A 15,751-nucleotide genomic window follows, 5' to 3' on the forward strand; every position below is an offset into this window, starting at 1 on the left:
GTGCTGACCTACGCGCGCGCGGCCGAACAGGCCCAGGCGGTGGTCGCCGAGATCCGGGCCGGCGGCCGCCGCGCCCTCGCCCTGGCCGCCGACAGCGCCGACCCGAAGGCGGTGACCGCCGCGGTCGAACGCACCGTCGCCGAATTCGGCCGCCTCGACATCGTCGTCAACAATGCCGGCGTCTTCGCCTACGGCCCGTTCGAGGACGAAAGCGCCGAGTCCTACGAACGGGTCATGGCGATCCACGTGCGCGCGCCGTTCGTGGCCGCCCAGGCCGCCTCCAGGCATCTGCCGCGCGGCGGCCGCATCATCACCATCGGCAGTTGCCTGGGCGAAAGAGTCGGCGCGCCGAACATGACCCTGTATTCGATGAGCAAGGCCGCGGTGATCGGCCTGAGCAAGGGCCTGGCGCAGGACCTCGGGGCGCGCGGCATCACCGTCAACGTGGTCCAGCCCGGCCCCATCGATACCGACATGAACCCGGCCGACGGCGAAGGCGCCGATGCGCAGCGCGCCGGCCTGCCGCTGGGCGAATACGGCCGCCCCGAAGACGTCGCCGCGACGGTCGCTCACCTGGCCGGCCCGGGCGGCAACTTCATCACCGGCACCGCGATTTCGGTGGATGGCGGGTTTTCGGCTTGAAGATGGTTACGTCCGGCCGTCATCTTCGCGGGGGCCAAGATCCCCGACTGCGCGGGGACGACGGTAGGTGGGTGGTGCAACGACTCTCCCCCCCGTCATTTCCGCGAAGGCGGAGATCCAGAGACTTCAGCGCCGTCCATCGATAGAACCGCGAAAACCGAGGCAGCAACAAGAACGCCGGGGATTTCGCCCCGGCGTTCTTGGTTATTCATGCTGCGCCGGTCGCTGGTCTCAGACCTTGTAGCCGGTATGGATCGCGCAGATGCCGGCGTTGAGGTTCTTGTAGTCGACGCGGGCGAAGCCGGCCTCGACCATCATCTGCTTGAGCTCGTCCTGCGGCGGGTGCTTGCGGATGCTCTCGGCCAGATAGCGGTAGCTCTCGCTGTCGTTGGCGAACAGCTTGCCGAGCTTCGGCAGTACGTTGAACGAATGGAAGTCGTAGATCGGCTTGAACCAGTCGGCCTTCACTTCCGAGAACTCGAGCACGCGCGCCTGGCCGCCCACCTTGAGCACGCGCAGCATCTCGCGCAGCGCGGCGTCCTTGTCGGTGACGTTGCGCAGGCCGAAGGCGATGGTGACTAGGTCGAAGCTCGCATCCGGGAACGGCAGGGACTCGGCGTTGCACTGCACGTATTCGAAGCCGGAGATGAGCCCCTGGTCGGTCATGCGGTCGCGGCCGACCCGCAGCATTTCGCGGTTGATGTCGCCCAGCACGATGGTGCCGCGGTCGCCGACGCGGTCGCGCAGCAAGGCGGCGATGTCGCCGGTGCCGCCGGCCAGGTCGAGCACGCGGTCGCCGCGGCGGACCTGCGCGGTCGCGGTGAAATAGCGCTTCCAGACCCGATGGATGCCCAGGCTCATCAGGTCGTTCATCAGGTCGTAATTGCCGGCGACCGAGGAAAACACTTCGCCGACCAGCTTGCGCTTCTCGCCCTTGGGGACGTCACGGAAACCGAAGTGGGTGGTGTCGGGCTTGGGGGTCTGTTCGCTCATGCCGGGATTATCGCATGCCGGCCGGCGGTGCTCGGTCGTGGCGCCGGCCGGGTCCGCCAAGGACCCACCAGGCCCCGCCACCGACAAACTCGCGCCGGCGACCGGCCCGCCGTCGCCGTGACCGGCCCCGCCGGGCTCTGCCAGAATCCGGCCATGACCGCCCCGCTGACCTGGCACGCGAAGCCCTTCCGCGAACTCGGCACCGACGAGCTCTACGAGCTGCTACGGCTGCGCTCGCAAGTGTTCGTGATCGAGCAGAACTGCGTCTACCTCGATCCCGACGGCAAGGACCGAGACCCCGGCGCGATCCACCTGCTCGGCCGCGCGCCCGACGGCGCGCTCGCGGCCTATCTGCGCATCCTGCCGGCCGGGCTGAGCTATCCGCAGGTCAGCTTCGGCCGGGTGCTCACCGCACCGGCGCACCGCGGCCAGGGGCACGGCGGGCCGATGATCGCGGCCGCTCTGATCGAGATCGAACGGCGCTGGCCCGGCGCCGACGTGCAGATCGGCGCGCAGGCGCACCTGCAGGGCTATTACGGCCGCTACGGCTTCGAACCCGCGTCCGAGCCCTATGTCGAGGACGGCATCCCGCATATCGACCTGTTGCGGCGCGCAGACCGCTGATCCCCTGCGGCGCAGGACATACCGCCGGCCAGCGACTCGACCGGGGCGCGCCGCCGCGCCAGACTGGACGCCATCGAACCGGAGCCTTCCATGATCGCCACGCCCGACTACCGCGCCCTGCTCAAGACCGCCGTCGCCGAAGCCCGCCAGGGCCTCGCCGAGGGCGGCATCCCGATCGGCGCCGCGCTGTACCACAACGACGGCCGCCTGCTCGGCTGCGGCCACAACCGCCGCATCCAGGAGAACGACCCCTCGGTGCACGGCGAAACCGACGCCTTCCGCAAGGCCGGCCGCCAGCGCCGCTACCGCGACACCATCATGGTCACCACCCTGGCGCCGTGCTGGTACTGCAGCGGCCTGGTGCGCCAGTTCAACATCGGCACCGTGGTGGTCGGCGAGTCGGTCAATTTCAGCGGCGGCGTCGACTGGCTGCGCGAGAACGGGGTCAAGGTGATCGACCTGGCCGACCAGGAATGCATCGAGATGCTCGGCGGCTACATCGCCGCGCATCCGGACGTGTGGAACGAGGACATCGGCGAGGACTGAGTCGCGCGCGGCGCGTGCGGCCGCTCGCGTTGCCGCATACGCGCGGGTGCAAGCCCGCGGCGGCCGGTGCAGAATCCTTCGCAATGCGCCTGCCGCCGACCGACGTCCACATCCGCCCCTACCTGTTGAGCGACTGGCCGCGCCTGTGCGACATCCACGACCGCGCGCGCCTGGTCGAACTGCGGCTCAGCGCCGACGTCGCCGCGTTCCGCAGCCTGGCGCGCACCGCGCACAGCGAAGGCCTGTTCGACGGTCGCCTCGACGTGGCCTCGATCGACACCGTCGTGCAGGGCTTCGTCGCCTACCGGCGTAATTCCTTGAACTGGCTGTACGTGCATCCGGACTGCCACGGCCGCGGCATCGGCCGTCGCCTGCTGCGGCACGCGCTGGCCGAGGCCGGGCCGGTGGTGACGACCCTGGCGCTGGCCGGCAACGAACCGGCCCTGCACCTGTATCGCTCGGAGGGCTTCGTCGAGATCGAACGCCGTCCCGGCTGGCTCGCCGGCAGCGAACAATTTCCCACCGTGGCTGTGCTGCTCGAACTGCGCCGCTGATCAGACCGGTTTCATCACCATCAGCCAGAAGATCGCCATCACGCCGAGAAAGGCCGGCCAACCGAGCCAGAACCACCAGCGCATGGTGCGCCGGTAGGCCTCCGGCAAGGGCGCACCGAGCGCCGCCGCTTCGGCCGCCAGGCGCCGCGCGCGCGCCTGCAGCCACAACACCGGCAGCCAGCAGGCGCCGACCACGAAGAACAGCAGCAACGCGGTCTTCAGCCAGAACACCGAGAACGGGATGCCGAGCCGCCAGGTCAGCCACATGCCGCTGACGAACTGCACGATCACCGCCGGCGCGGTGAAACAGGCATCGGCGATCACCACCGTGCGCGCGGTCTCGGCGATCACCCTGGGGTCGCCGCGCCGGTGCGCGATCCAGAAAAAGAAGGCGATGCCCAGGCCGGTGCCGAACAACAGGGTCGACGACAGGATGTGGATCCATTTCACCCACAGGTAGTCCATGATCACCTCCGGTCCGCGAGTACCCAGGCCACCGCGAGCGCCGGCAGCACGAGCAGATTCTTCGCCAGCCCGCCTAGCGGGTCCAGCCACTGCGCCGGCAGCAACAGGCCGAAGGCGAGCGTGTAGGCGAGCACGCACAGTCCCATCAGCCCAAGCATCAGGCGCGGGCGCCAGGCGGCCAGCAAGGCCAGCGCGAGCAGCGCGTCGAGCGAGGCGGTCGCGCGCGCCAGCGGCACCGGATGCCAGGCCTGCATCGGCGTCCCCGCGACCAGCGCTTCGATGGCCGCCGCCGGGGTCAGCCACCCGGCCACGGCCGAGATCAGCCACAGCGCGACGATGGCGATGCGCAAAGTCGGCGCCAGGAAATACAGCTGCGCCTGCCAGCGGTCCTGGACCTGGCTGGGGGTAGCCCCGAGCGCGGTTTCGAGATCGCGCGGCGCGTGGCCGAACGCGGCCTTCAGGCGCGCGGGCGCGTCGGCGCCGGTGACGTTGCCGCGCCGGAGCATCCGCCACATGGTCTCGCCGACCGGGCCGCGGCCGAGCCGCTCGCCGATGCCGACCTGCAAAGACACCAACGGCTCCGGCACCGCGATCGCGGCGTTGCCGTCGATGCGCAGCCAACGCCGCCAGGTGGTCTGGTAGTCGCGCAGGGACATCGGCTGCGGCGCGCCGACCTCGAACACGCCGCGCTGCTCGCCCCCGGCGGCGAGCGCGGCGAGCATGCCGAGGTCTTCGGCCGAGACCGGCTGGATCGCCCAACGCCCGTCGCCGGGCAGCAGATGCCAACCCGGAAACGCCGCCAGCGCGCGCAGCAAGGAGGTGCCGCCGTAGGAGCCGGACGCGGCATAGACGATCGACGGCCGCAGCACCACCGCCTTCAACGGCAGGGCGAGCAGGAGCTCATCGAAACGATGCTTGGAGGCGATGAAGGCACCGTCCTCGGGTTCGCCGAGCGCGGAGATCTGCACGAAGCGCAGGCCGCCGGCGGCGACGCAGGCCTGGGCGAGCGCGAGCGGCCCGTCGACGTGGATGGCCTGGAAAGTCTGGGCGCCGGTCTCGCGCAGAATGCCGGCGACGTTGACCACCGCGTCGACCCCGTGCAGGGTCTCGCGCCAGGCTTCCGGCGTGGTCATCCGGGTCAGGTCGGCCTCGCGTTCGTCGGCGCGCAGGGCGCGGCCGCTCGCGCGGACTCCGCGCAACACCTGCCAACCGCGCTGGCGCAAGGCGGCGACGATGTAGCCGGCGAGAAAGCCATTGGCGCCGAGCACCAGGGCGGTGCCGGCCGCGGCGGAGCGCGATGCTTCAGTCCCTGAGGCGGGTGCGGTGTCGTCCATGGGACGTCACGTTAGCAGAGCATGCGCGATGCCAGATCGCAGCCTGTCCGGCCGCCCTCACTCCACCCCTCTCCCGTCGACGGGAGAGGGGCTAATGACTGCGTCGCGCTCGATTCCTTCTCGCGCTTGCGGAAGAGGCTCAGGGTGAGGGCACGTTTGACTGGCGGTACGAACACTCAAGAACTGAGTTCGTGCCGCCCCCGCTCTCAATCCCTCTCCAATCAACGAAAGAGGGAGAAGAGCTTTAAAGGATGTAACGGCTCAAATCCGGGTCCTGCACCAACTCGCCCAGGTGCTGATCGACATAAGCGCGATCGATGCTCACCGCCTGGCCGCCGCGGTCCGGCGCCTCGTAGCTCAGGGTATCGAGCAGGCGTTCGAGCACGGTGTGCAGACGACGCGCGCCGATGTTCTCCTGGCGCTCGTTGACCTGCGCGGCGATCTCGGCGAGACGGTCCACCGCGTCGGCGGTGAATTGCAGGTCCACGCCTTCGGTCTTGAGCAGCTCGATGTACTGGGTCGTCAGCGACGCCTTCGGTTCGGTCAGGATGCGGACGAAATCGTCCTTGCTCAGCGCGCCGAGTTCGACCCGGATCGGGAAACGACCCTGCAGCTCCGGGATCAGGTCGCTGGGCTTGGCCAGGTGGAACGCGCCGGAGGCGATGAACAGGATGTGGTCGGTCTTGACCGAGCCGTACTTGGTGCTGACCGTCGAGCCCTCGACCAGCGGCAGCAAATCGCGCTGCACGCCTTCGCGGCTGACGTCGCCGCCGCTCATGCCGGCTTCGCTGCGCTTGGCGACTTTGTCGATCTCGTCGATGAAGACGATGCCGTGCTGTTCGCAGGCCTCGATCGCGGCGGCGCGCACGTCGTCTTCGTTGACCAGCTTGGCCGCCTCCTCTTCGATCAGCTGCGGACGCGCGGCCTTGATAGTCAGGTGCTTCTTGTGGGTCTTGCCGCCGGACACCTGCGAGAACATCTGCCGCAGCTGCTGGCCCATTTCCTCCATGCCGGGCGGCGCCATGATGTCGACGCCGACGTTGACCGAGGTTTCGATCTCGATCTCGCGCTCGTCGAGGTCGCCGGCGCGCAACTGCTTGCGCAGCTTGGCGCGGGTATCGCTGTCGGGGGCGCTGGTGTCCTGCGCCGGGGTCTCGGAACCGAAGCCGAAACCGCCCGGCACGCGCTTGGGCAGCAAAGCATCGAGAATGCGGTCCTCGGCGCGGTCCTCGGCCTGGGTGCGCACGCGCACCTTGGCCTGTTCCCGGTACAGCTTGACCGCGGTGTCGGCGAGGTCGCGAATGATCTGCTCGACGTCCTTGCCCACGTAGCCGACCTCGGTGAAGCGGGTGGCCTCGACCTTGACGAACGGCGCGTTGGCGAGCGTCGCCAGGCGGCGCGCGATCTCGGTCTTGCCGACGCCGGTCGGGCCGATCATCAGGATGTTCTTGGGCATGACCTCGTTGCGCAGGTCGTCGTCGAGCTGCATGCGGCGCCAGCGATTGCGCAACGCGATCGCGACCGCGCGCTTGGCCGCGTGCTGGCCGACGATATGGCGGTCGAGCTCCTGCACGATTTCGCGGGGCGTCATGGTGGCGTGACTGTTGTCGGGTTTCATAGAGATAAGAAGTGAGTTGAGAAGGGTGAGGAGTGAGCGGATGCGCTACGAACGAAAGAGACGAAGAGGAACGGTCCTACCTACTCCTCACTTCTCTGCAATCGTTGCTACAGCTCCTCGACCACCACATTGCGATTGGTGTAGATGCACACGTCGCCGGCGATGTTGATCGCTTCGGTGGCGATGGTGCGCGCGTCGAGCTGGGTGTGCGCGGTCAGCGCGCGCGCGGCCGACAGGGCGTACATGCCGCCGGAACCGATCGCGATGATGCCGTCCTCGGGCTCGATGACGTCGCCGGTGCCGCTGATGATCAGCGAGGTTTCCTTGTCGGCGACGGCGAGCAGCGCTTCGAGCTTGCCCAGGCGGCGCTCGGTGCGCCAATCCTTGGCCAGTTCGACCGCGGCGCGGGTCAGCTGGCCGTGCTTTTCGAGCTTGGCTTCGAACAGCTCGAACAAGGTGAACGCATCGGCGGCGGCGCCGGCGAAACCGGCCAGCACCTGGCCGTCGCGGCCGAGGCGGCGCACCTTGCGCGCATTGGATTTCATGACGGTGTGACCGAGCGTCACCTGGCCGTCGCCGGCGACCGCGACGCGCCCGTCGCGGCGCACCGAAACGATGGTGGTGGCGTGAAAAACAGTGGGGTTCTGGCTGGGGTCCATGTGACCTCCTGGATACTGAAGTCCTGGATGGGGGCGCCGGACGACTACTCAAGCCCCGGAGGGGCGAGGAACGGGCGAAGAGGAACAGCGAAGGAACGAGTGAAGAGGAACGAGCAACGAGGCGCGTTAAGCGCAGCCCCCGCCCCCGCGCAATCGGGGCAGTCACCCTCCCCTACTCCTCGCTACTCCTTACCAGGCTTGCGCTTGGCCCGCGGATGCGCCGCGTCGTAGACCTTGGCCAGGTGCTGGAAATCCAGGTGGGTATAGATCTGGGTGGTGGCGATGTCGGCGTGGCCGAGCAGTTCCTGCACGCCGCGCAGGTCGCCCGAGGATTCGAGGATGTGGCTGGCGAAGGAATGCCGCAGCAGATGCGGATGCACTCGCTTGAACAGGCCCTGGCGCTGAGCGAGCTGGCGAATCCGCAGCTGCACCGCGCGCGGCGTGATCGGGCCGCCGCCGCGCCCGGGAAACACTTGCGCTTCGTTCGGCGCGCCGGTCGAGGCGCGCCACTCGCGCAAGGCCGCGCGCGCGTGCGAGCCCAGCGGCACGCTGCGTTGCTTGCTGCCCTTGCCGAGCACTGTGACCAGGCCGTCGTCGAGGTCGAGGTCGCGCCAACGCAGGGCGCACAACTCGCTCAGGCGCAGGCCGGAGGAATAGAACAATTCGAGCAGCGCGCGGTCGCGCAAACCCAGCGGCACGTCGGTCGGCACTTCCACCAGGGCCTTGGCCTCGTCGGGATCGAGCACCTGCGGCAGCTTGCGCGGCGCCTTCGGCGCGCGGATCGCCGCGGCCGGGCTCGCCGCGAGCACGCCCTGCTTGACCTGCCAAGCGTAAAAACTACGGCACGCCGACAAACGGCGCTGCAGGCTCTTGGGGGTGAGGCCGCGCCGATGCTCGGCGGCGATGAACGCGCGCAGGTCTTCCGCGTTCAATCGCAGCGGCTCGCCGCGGCCGCTGTGTTCGCACCACTGCGCCAGAGCCTCGAGATCGCGCCGGTAGGCGTCGAGGGTATGCGCCGACATGCGGCGCTCGACGCGCAGGTGATCGAGGAAGGCCTGGGGAGTGCTCATGGCGAACCGGCAGCGTGTCGGCGCGGAGCGCGTCCGCGCGCTCGCCTCAGTCGAACCGCCTCAACGCGACCGCCAGCGACTCGCCCATCATGCGCAGGAACAAGGTGCCCATGCCGGGGAAGAAACGATTCGCATCGCGGCTGCCCACGGCGATCAGGCCGGTACCGGGCAGCGCCAGCAAGGCGGTGGACTGCACTTCTTCCGCGCGATCGCCGTACAGCACCAGGTGTTTTTCCGGCTGCAGGCGGCCGCACAGCGGTTCGCCGTCGCTCAAGGCGTCGCGGAACGGCTGCAGGCGCGCGTCGCTCTCGGGAATGATCTGCAGCCAGTCGCTGTCGCCCAGGCCCTCGATCGGCTTGAACACGACCAGGCGCACCAAGTCGCCGTTGAAATCCTCGGCCAGGCTCGCCGCCATCGCGCGCAAGGTGTCGGCGGCGCTGACCTGACGCAGCAGCGCGAGGGTCAGTTGATGAGTGCGCACCGCCAGGCGTTCGTTCTCCTGGGCGTTGCCGAACAGCTCCTGCAGGCGCCGCGACAATTCGCGGTTCTTGTCGCGCAGCACTTCCAGTTGGTAGCTCGCCAGCGACGCCGCCGAACCCTCCTCGCGCGGCACCACCAGGCTCATCGACAGATCGGGAAACTGCTGCAGGAACCGCGGATGACGACGCAGCCAGTTGGCGACTTCGTGGGCGCTGTACTTGTCGCTGGCTTGCTCGCTGAACTTGTCGCTCATCGGTTCCACTCTCCTTCGAACACGAAAGCCGCCGGGCCCGCCATCGACAGCGTCGCCGCGTCGTCGGGCCAGGCGATGCGCAATTCGCCGCCGGGCAGTTGCACGGCCACGTCGCGGTCGATCAGGCCGCGCCGGATCAGCACCGCGACCGCGGCGCAGGCGCCGCTGCCGCAGGCCAGGGTCTCGCCGACGCCGCGCTCGTAGACGCGCAGGCGGATGCGGTCGCGGCCGATCACCTGGGCGAAACCGACGTTGGCCGATTCCGGAAACGCGTCGCTCGACTGCAACAGCGGGGCGATGCTGTCGAGCGGCGCGGCGTCGACGTCGTCGACCTCGATCACCGCGTGCGGATTGCCCATCGACACCGCGCCGAAACCGATCACGGTATCGTGGATGTCGACCACGTACCGGTCCTGGCAGGCGCTGTAGCCGCGCATCGGAATGCGGCTCGGCTCGAAGTCGGGCCGGCCCATGTCGATGCGGTAACGGCCGTCGCCGAGGGCCCAGACCGCATGGCGGCCGGCCGGGCTGTCGACGGCGAAGCTGACGGCGCCGGCGGTGGCCCCGTCGCGGACCAGCCAGGCGGCGATGCAACGCGCGCCATTGCCGCATTGCTGAGAGCCCGAGCCGTCGGCGTTCCAGATCCGGTAGGACGCGACCGCGCCCTCGCTGAGCGGGTCTTCGACGGTCAGGATCTGGTCGCAGCCGACACCGAAGTGGCGGTCGGCCAAGGCGCGGCACAGCTCGGCGCCCGGTTCGGGCGCGCCGCCGCGCAGGTCGAGCACCACGAAATCGTTGCCGGCGCCGTGCATCTTGCTGAAGCGCAGCGGCGCGGCCGCGCCGGTCGCGGACTCAGCCATCGCCTTGCGGCACCGGCTCGGCGGGCTTGGCCGGCTCGGCATCGTCCTTGCCGTCGCCGTCCTTGTCCTGGGCCTCGGGCTCCTTTGCGCCTTCGGCGGCCGGCTGCGCGCTGTCGAGCGGCGGCAGGGTCGGCAGCGAGGTCTTGGCGTTCGGGTCGGCGGCGACCGGCGGATCGTTGGCGGTGGAAATGGTCACCGGCACTTCGCCCGGCTTGGCCACGGGCGCTTCCTGCGGCGCGGGCTCGGTCGGCAGGACCAGCGGGCCCTTGTTGCCGCAGGCGGTCAGGGCGAGGGTCAGCGCGGTCAAAACGAGAGGCGTTGCGATGCGTGCATTCATGGGCGAAGTGTAGCCCGCAGTCGGCGCCGAAACGAACCCGTCCGGGGCCGCGCCGCGCGGCGCGGGTTCAGGCGCGGCCGGAGCCCACGGCGGCCGCGCTCAGGCCCGCGGCGGTTCGGGCCGGCGCCACAACCAGACCGCGACGACGATCATGATCGCGGTCCCGGTCATCGCCATCCACAGCTTCGGCGAGGTCAGGAACATGACGACCGAAGAGGCCGCCATCATCGACACGGCCAACCATTTGGAGCGCCGGCTGACCGCGCCGTGTTGCTCCCAGTCGCGGATCATCGGCCCGAACCGCCGGTGGCCGAGCAACCAGGCATGCAGGCGCTCGGAGCCGCGCCCGGCGGCGAAGGCCGACAGCAGCACGAACGGTACGGTCGGCAGGCCCGGCACCACGATGCCGATCGCGCCCAGGGCCAGGCTGGCGTAGGCGAGCCACCGCCAGGCCCAGCGGAACCGGCCGGGGCGGGCCTTCGACGGCCCCCTGCCCTCGCCGGCATCCGCGGCGGGCGCGGGCGGCGGCTCGGGGGCGGCAGGCGGCGGCGGAACAGGCATGGCGTCAGTATGCGGCGGTCGTGAAGCGTCTGGGGTGGACATGGCGGGTGCGGCCACGGCTTTCGGTGCGCGCGGCCGGCGCAAACGACGACGGCACCGGGGCGGGCGCCGCCGGTGCCGTCGAACCCCGCGCGGGCGCTTATTTCAGCGAGGGGCCCGTACCGACCTGGAGCTGATCGAGCATGAACGCGTACATCTCCGACTGCTCGCGGAAGCGGCGGAAACGGCCCGACTTGCCGCCGTGGCCGGCTTCCATGTTGGTGCGGAACAGCAGCGGCTGCTTGCCTGTGTCGATGTCGCGCAGACGCGCGACGTACTTGGCCGGCTCCCAGTACTGCACCTGCGAATCCCACAGGCCGGTACCGACGAACATCGCCGGATAGGCCTGGGCCTTGAGGTTGTCGTACGGCGAATAGCTGAGCATGTAGTCGTAGTAATCCTTCTTCTCCGGATTACCCCACTCGTCGTACTCGTTGGTGGTCAGCGGAATGCTCGGGTCGAGCATGGTCGTGACCACGTCGACGAACGGCACCTGCGACAGGATCACCCGGTACTGCTGCGGCGCCATGTTGGCGATCGCGCCCATCAACAGGCCGCCGGCGCTGCCGCCGTAGGCCGCGACGCGGTCGGGCGCGGCATAGCCGGCCTTGACCAGCTCGGCGCTGACGTCGATGAAGTCGGTGAAGGTGTTCTTCTTGTTGAACAGCTTGCCGTCGTCGTACCACTTGCGGCCGAGTTCCTGGCCGCCGCGGATGTGGGCGATCGCATAGACCATGCCGCGGTCGAGCAGGCTCACCACGGTGCTGTTGAAGCCCGGGTCGGTCGAGGAGCCGTAGCTGCCGTAGGCGTACTGCAGCATCGCCGCCTTGCCGTTCTTCTCGAAGCCCTTCTTGTAGACCAGCGACACCGGCACCTTGACGCCGTCGCGCGCGGTCGCCCAGAAGCGCTCGGTCACGTACTTATCGGGGTCGTAGCCGATCACCGGCTGCTGCTTGAGCAGCCTGCGCTCGCCGGTCTGGGTGTTGAGCTCGTAGGTCGTCGCCGGCGTGGTCATCGAGGTGTAGGTGTAGCGCAGCCAGGGCGTGTCGTGCTCGGAGTTGGTCGCCAGGCCCATCGAGAATGCGGGCTCGTCGGCCTTGACGAATTCCTCCTTGCCGTCCTTGCCGATCAGGCGCAGGCGCTCGAGCGCGTTGGACCGCTCGGCCACCGCGGTGAAACCGTCGAACAGCTCGAAACCTTCGATGAAGACGTCGTCGCGGTGCGCGACCCAATCCTTCCACTCCTTGCGCGAACGGGCGCCGTCGGCGGCCGTCACCAGGCGGAAGTTCGGCGCCGGCTGGCCGTCGGCGCCGGGCGCGTTGGTGCGGATCACCCAACGGCCGTCGAGATGATCGGCATCGTATTCGACGTCGCGCTCGCGCGGCGCCAGCACCACGAACTCCTTCGGGTCGGCGGCCGGCGCGCAGCGCGCCTCGCTCGACACGGTGCTGTGCAGGCTGATGCAGATGTAGGCATCGTCGCGGGTGCGGCCGATGCCCATATAGAAACTGTCGTCCTTTTCTTCGTAGACCAGCACGTCGGCCGAGGCCGGCGTGCCGAGCACGTGCTTCTTGACCCGCACGGTCAGCAGAGTCTCGGGGTCGTTCTCGACGTAGAACAGAGTCTTGTTGTCGTCGGCCCAGACCAGGTTCGGCGACACGTCGTCGATGACGTCGGGATAGATCTCGCCGGTGACCAGGTTCTTGAAGCGGATCTTGTACTGGCGGCGGCCGACCGCGTCGTCGGCCCAGGCCAGGATCTGGTTGTCCTGGCTGACCTCGTAGTCGCCGACGTTGAAGTACTGCTTGTCCTTGGCCATCGCGTTGACGTCGAGCAGGATCTCCTCGGCGCCGTCCATGCTGCCCTTGCGGCGCGCCTGGATCGGATAATCCTGGCCGGTCTCGAAGCGGGTGTAGTACCAGTAGCCGCGCTCGCGGTACGGCACCGAGCTGTCGTCCTGCTTGATGCGGCCGACGATCTCTTCGTACAGGGTGTCCTCGAGCGGCTTCAGCGGCGCCATGACCGCATCGACGTAGGCGTTCTCGGCCTTGAGGTAGGCCAGCATCTCGGGGTTCTTGCGCTTGTCGTCGCGCAGCCAGTAGTACTCGTCGCTGCGCTCGGCGCCGTGCGGCGCCCTGACCTGGTGCGGCTTCTTGGCCGCGTCGGGCGGGTTGGGCAGCACGGCTGCGGTGGCGGAAAGGGTCGTGGTCATCAGGAGCGTGGCCGCAAGCGTGATTAGGGTCGGTTTCATATTGGGTCCGATATCGGGATGCGCAACCGCGCAACCGCAAGATTCAGGCTGAAGGCAGGGTTCGGGCGACGCCCGGACCGGCGCAGACGACGACGGGCGCCTGGGCGCCCGTCGGGTCATGCTGCGGCCGGCCGGCCCGTCACTTGGCCAGCTGTTCCCACAAGAAGGTGAAGGCCAGTGCGTTCATGTGCGCCTGCTGGGCGTTGTTGGCCGCGCCGCCGTGGCCGCCTTCGATGTTCTCGTAGTAGCGCACGTTCTTGCCGGCATCGAGCATCTTCGCCGCCATCTTGCGCGCATGGCCCGGATGGACGCGGTCGTCCTTGGTCGAGGTCATGAAGATCACCGGCGGGTACTCGCGCTTGGCGTCGAACAGATGGTACGGCGAGAAGCCCTGGATGAACGACCAGTCGGCGGTGTCCGGGTCGCCGTACTCGGCCATCCACGAGGCACCGGCCAGCAGGTGGCTGTAGCGCTTCATGTCGAGCAGCGGCACCTGCACCACGACCGCACCGAACAGGTCCGGGTACTGGGTCAGCATGTTGCCGGTGAGCAGGCCGCCGTTGCTGCCGCCCTGCACGCCCAGGTGCGGGGTGCTGGTGATCTTGCGCGCGATCAGGTCCTGGCCGACCGCGGCGAAGTCCTCGTAGGCCTTGTGGCGGTTGGCCTTGAGCGCGGCCTGGTGCCAGCGCGGGCCGTATTCGCCGCCGCCGCGAATGTTGGCGACCGCGTACACGCCGCCCTTTTCCAGCCAACCCTTGCCGATGCCGCCGGAATAGCTCGGGGTCAGCGAGATCTCGAAGCCGCCGTAGCCGTACAGCAGGGTCGGCGCGCTGCCGTCGAGCTTGAGATCCTTCGGCCGCACCAGGAAGTACGGCACGCGGGTGCCGTCCTTGCTCTTGGCGAAGTGCTGTTCGATCGCGTGCTTGGACGCGTCGAAGAAGGTCGGCATCGTCTTCAGCACTTCCGGCGCCTTGGCGTTCTTGCCGACCTCGCCCATCGCCAGGGTGCTCGGGGTCAGGTAGTCGCTGGCGCTGAGCCAGACCGCGTCGCTTTCGTCGGAATCGACCGCGCCGACCATGACCGTGCCGAAGGTCGGCGCGCCGGCCAGGGCCTCGCGCTTCCACTCGCCCTCGCCCGGGGTCAGCACGCTGAGCTTGTACTTGACGTCGTCGAGCACGTTGAGGATCAGGTGGTTGCGCGTCCACACCGCGTTCGCCAGCGAAGTCGTGTCGGTCGGTGCGAACAAGGTGGTGAAGTCGCGCTTGCCGGCCTGGAAGTCGTCGAACTTGATCGCGATCAGGCTGCCCGAGGCGTACTTCTTGCCGCCGGCCTCATAGGGATCGCGCAGTTCGGCGATCAGCCATTCGCGGTGGACGTACTTGTTGGCCGAGTTCGGCAGATCGATCTTGCTCAGCTTGCCGTCGGCGCCGCGCAGATACAGCTCGTCGTTGTAGAACGCGAGCGTGCGCTGGACGAAGTCGCGCTCGAACCCCGGGGTGTGGTCGTGCGTCGCGCCGATCATCATGTCGGTCGGCTGGCCCTCGTAGACCAGGCTGGCCGAGGCCATCGGCGTGCCGCGCTTCCACAGCTTGACCACGCGCGCATAACCCGAGGTGGTCATCGAGCCGGGGCCGAAGTCGGTGGCGACGTAGACGTGATCGCGGTCGATCCAGTTCAGGCTGCCCTTGGCTTCGGGACGGAAGAAACCGTCCTTGACCCAGGCCTTGGTGGTCAGGTCGAACTCGCGGGTGACGTCGGCATCGGAGCCGCCGCGCGACAGCGCGACCAGGCAGCGCTGATAGTCCGGGCGCAGGCAGTCGGCGCCGTGCCAGACCCACTGCTCGTTCTCTTCGCGGTTGAGCGCGTCGAGGTCGATCACGGTCTCCCACTTCGGCTGGTCCTTGCGGTACTCCTCGAGCGTGGTGCGGCGCCACAGGCCGCGCTGGTGCTGCGCGTCCTTCCAGAAGTTGTAGTAGTAGTCGCCGATCTTCTCGACGCCGGGGATCTTGGCGTTGGAATCGAGGATCGCGCGGATGTCGGACTCGAGCTTTTTGAATTGCGGGGTCGCCGCGAGCTCGGCTTCGGTCTTGGCGTTGCGCGCCTGCACCCATTCGAGCGAGCGCTTGCCCTCGACCTCTTCGAGCCAGGCGTAGGAATCGTTCATGGCGGCCTCCTTGGCGGGTGCGGCACCGGAGGCCGAGGCGGCGGCGATACCTGCTGCGAACAGCAGGGATTGACAGGTCTGCGACATCGAGGACATGGCTCATCCGGTGCAAAGGAAGGCCGTCACGCTAGCACAGGGACGCGCGGCCGCCGCCCTGTCCAAGGTCATGTAGGGAGTTGCCGGGTTTGGCGCGTTACGGGGCCGCCGAATGGGCCGCGGGGGGCCTCGAAGCCGGCCGCGGCGGCGCTGGCGGCCGGCGGCCGGCCAATGATCGGCCAGGCGGGCGGGGACGGTAGCGGAA

The 15,751-nt window shown here is 68.7% G+C and carries 16 protein-coding genes; 4 read left to right on the forward strand and 12 right to left on the reverse strand.

All coding sequences use genetic code 11. The features are described 5' to 3' along the window. The coding region (locus tag ACSAMQ_RS16795; RefSeq protein WP_435396752.1) for an SDR family NAD(P)-dependent oxidoreductase at positions 1 to 642 on the forward strand (642 nt) is incomplete at its 5' end. 231 nt (positions 643 to 873) lie between these two features. On the opposite strand, the gene ubiE is transcribed toward ACSAMQ_RS16795, so the two are convergent. Further along, positions 874 to 1,635: a bifunctional demethylmenaquinone methyltransferase/2-methoxy-6-polyprenyl-1,4-benzoquinol methylase UbiE gene (gene ubiE, locus ACSAMQ_RS16800; RefSeq protein WP_435396753.1), complete on the reverse strand. Its 762-nt coding sequence runs from the start codon at positions 1,633 to 1,635 to the stop codon at positions 874 to 876. A 153-nt stretch (positions 1,636 to 1,788) separates the two neighbouring features. Here ubiE and ACSAMQ_RS16805 point away from each other — a divergent pair, with 153 nt between their 5' ends. The 3 genes from ACSAMQ_RS16805 (at position 1,789) to ACSAMQ_RS16815 (ending at position 3,359) form a co-directional block, all read left to right on the forward strand. Continuing rightward, complete coding sequence (locus tag ACSAMQ_RS16805) at positions 1,789 to 2,259, forward strand: GNAT family N-acetyltransferase (protein ID WP_435396754.1); 471 nt, start codon at positions 1,789 to 1,791, stop codon at positions 2,257 to 2,259. A 90-nt stretch (positions 2,260 to 2,349) separates the two neighbouring features. Next, positions 2,350 to 2,805, forward strand: a complete 456-nt coding sequence (locus tag ACSAMQ_RS16810) for a nucleoside deaminase (RefSeq protein WP_435396755.1) — start codon at positions 2,350 to 2,352, stop codon at positions 2,803 to 2,805. Positions 2,806 to 2,888: 83 nt separating this feature from the next. After that, complete coding sequence (locus ACSAMQ_RS16815; protein WP_435396756.1) at positions 2,889 to 3,359, forward strand: N-acetyltransferase family protein; 471 nt, start codon at positions 2,889 to 2,891, stop codon at positions 3,357 to 3,359. On the opposite strand, the gene ACSAMQ_RS16820 is transcribed toward ACSAMQ_RS16815, so the two are convergent. The 11 genes from ACSAMQ_RS16820 to ACSAMQ_RS16870 all read right to left on the reverse strand — a co-directional run bounded on the left by ACSAMQ_RS16820 (position 3,360) and on the right by ACSAMQ_RS16870 (position 15,546). Further along, positions 3,360 to 3,824, reverse strand: coding sequence for a DUF2269 family protein (locus ACSAMQ_RS16820; protein WP_435396757.1), 465 nt, complete (start codon positions 3,822 to 3,824; stop codon positions 3,360 to 3,362). A gap of 2 nt (positions 3,825 to 3,826) precedes the next feature. Continuing rightward, the gene (locus tag ACSAMQ_RS16825) at positions 3,827 to 5,158 is read right to left on the reverse strand and encodes a DoxX-like family protein (RefSeq protein ID WP_435396758.1); all 1,332 of its coding nucleotides are present in this window, start codon (positions 5,156 to 5,158) and stop codon (positions 3,827 to 3,829) included. Between the two features lie 244 nt (positions 5,159 to 5,402). Then, positions 5,403 to 6,749 carry an ATP-dependent protease ATPase subunit HslU gene (gene hslU / locus ACSAMQ_RS16830; RefSeq protein WP_435396759.1) on the reverse strand — a complete coding sequence of 449 codons (1,347 nt, stop codon included), beginning with the start codon at positions 6,747 to 6,749 and terminating at the stop codon, positions 5,403 to 5,405. 134 nt (positions 6,750 to 6,883) lie between these two features. Next, positions 6,884 to 7,435: an ATP-dependent protease subunit HslV gene (gene hslV, locus ACSAMQ_RS16835; protein ID WP_435396760.1), complete on the reverse strand. Its 552-nt coding sequence runs from the start codon at positions 7,433 to 7,435 to the stop codon at positions 6,884 to 6,886. 182 nt (positions 7,436 to 7,617) lie between these two features. Continuing rightward, positions 7,618 to 8,505, reverse strand: a complete 888-nt coding sequence (gene xerC, locus ACSAMQ_RS16840; protein ID WP_435396761.1) for a tyrosine recombinase XerC — start codon at positions 8,503 to 8,505, stop codon at positions 7,618 to 7,620. Between the two features lie 46 nt (positions 8,506 to 8,551). Further along, positions 8,552 to 9,238, reverse strand: coding sequence for a DUF484 family protein (locus ACSAMQ_RS16845; RefSeq protein ID WP_435396762.1), 687 nt, complete (start codon positions 9,236 to 9,238; stop codon positions 8,552 to 8,554). Further along, positions 9,235 to 10,098 (reverse strand): diaminopimelate epimerase, encoded by an 864-nt coding sequence (dapF, locus tag ACSAMQ_RS16850; RefSeq protein WP_435396763.1) that lies wholly within the window; start codon positions 10,096 to 10,098, stop codon positions 9,235 to 9,237. The genes ACSAMQ_RS16845 and dapF overlap by 4 nt, the downstream gene beginning before the upstream one ends. Beyond that, positions 10,091 to 10,435 (reverse strand): LPS translocon maturation chaperone LptM, encoded by a 345-nt coding sequence (gene lptM / locus ACSAMQ_RS16855; protein ID WP_435396764.1) that lies wholly within the window; start codon positions 10,433 to 10,435, stop codon positions 10,091 to 10,093. The genes dapF and lptM overlap by 8 nt, the downstream gene beginning before the upstream one ends. Before the next feature lie 99 nt (positions 10,436 to 10,534). Further along, entirely contained in the window at positions 10,535 to 10,996 is a 462-nt protein-coding gene (locus tag ACSAMQ_RS16860; RefSeq protein ID WP_435396765.1) for a YbaN family protein, read from the reverse strand. Positions 10,997 to 11,135: 139 nt separating this feature from the next. Continuing rightward, on the reverse strand, positions 11,136 to 13,286 hold the full coding sequence (locus ACSAMQ_RS16865; protein WP_435396766.1) for a S9 family peptidase: 2,151 nt from the start codon (positions 13,284 to 13,286) through the stop codon (positions 11,136 to 11,138). A gap of 139 nt (positions 13,287 to 13,425) precedes the next feature. Beyond that, positions 13,426 to 15,546, reverse strand: coding sequence for a prolyl oligopeptidase family serine peptidase (locus ACSAMQ_RS16870; protein ID WP_435396767.1), 2,121 nt, complete (start codon positions 15,544 to 15,546; stop codon positions 13,426 to 13,428). Positions 15,547 to 15,751 lie beyond the last annotated feature (205 nt).

This window comes from Lysobacter sp. 1R34A (genome assembly GCF_051217035.1).
Classification (GTDB): Bacteria; Pseudomonadota; Gammaproteobacteria; order Xanthomonadales; family Xanthomonadaceae; genus Lysobacter.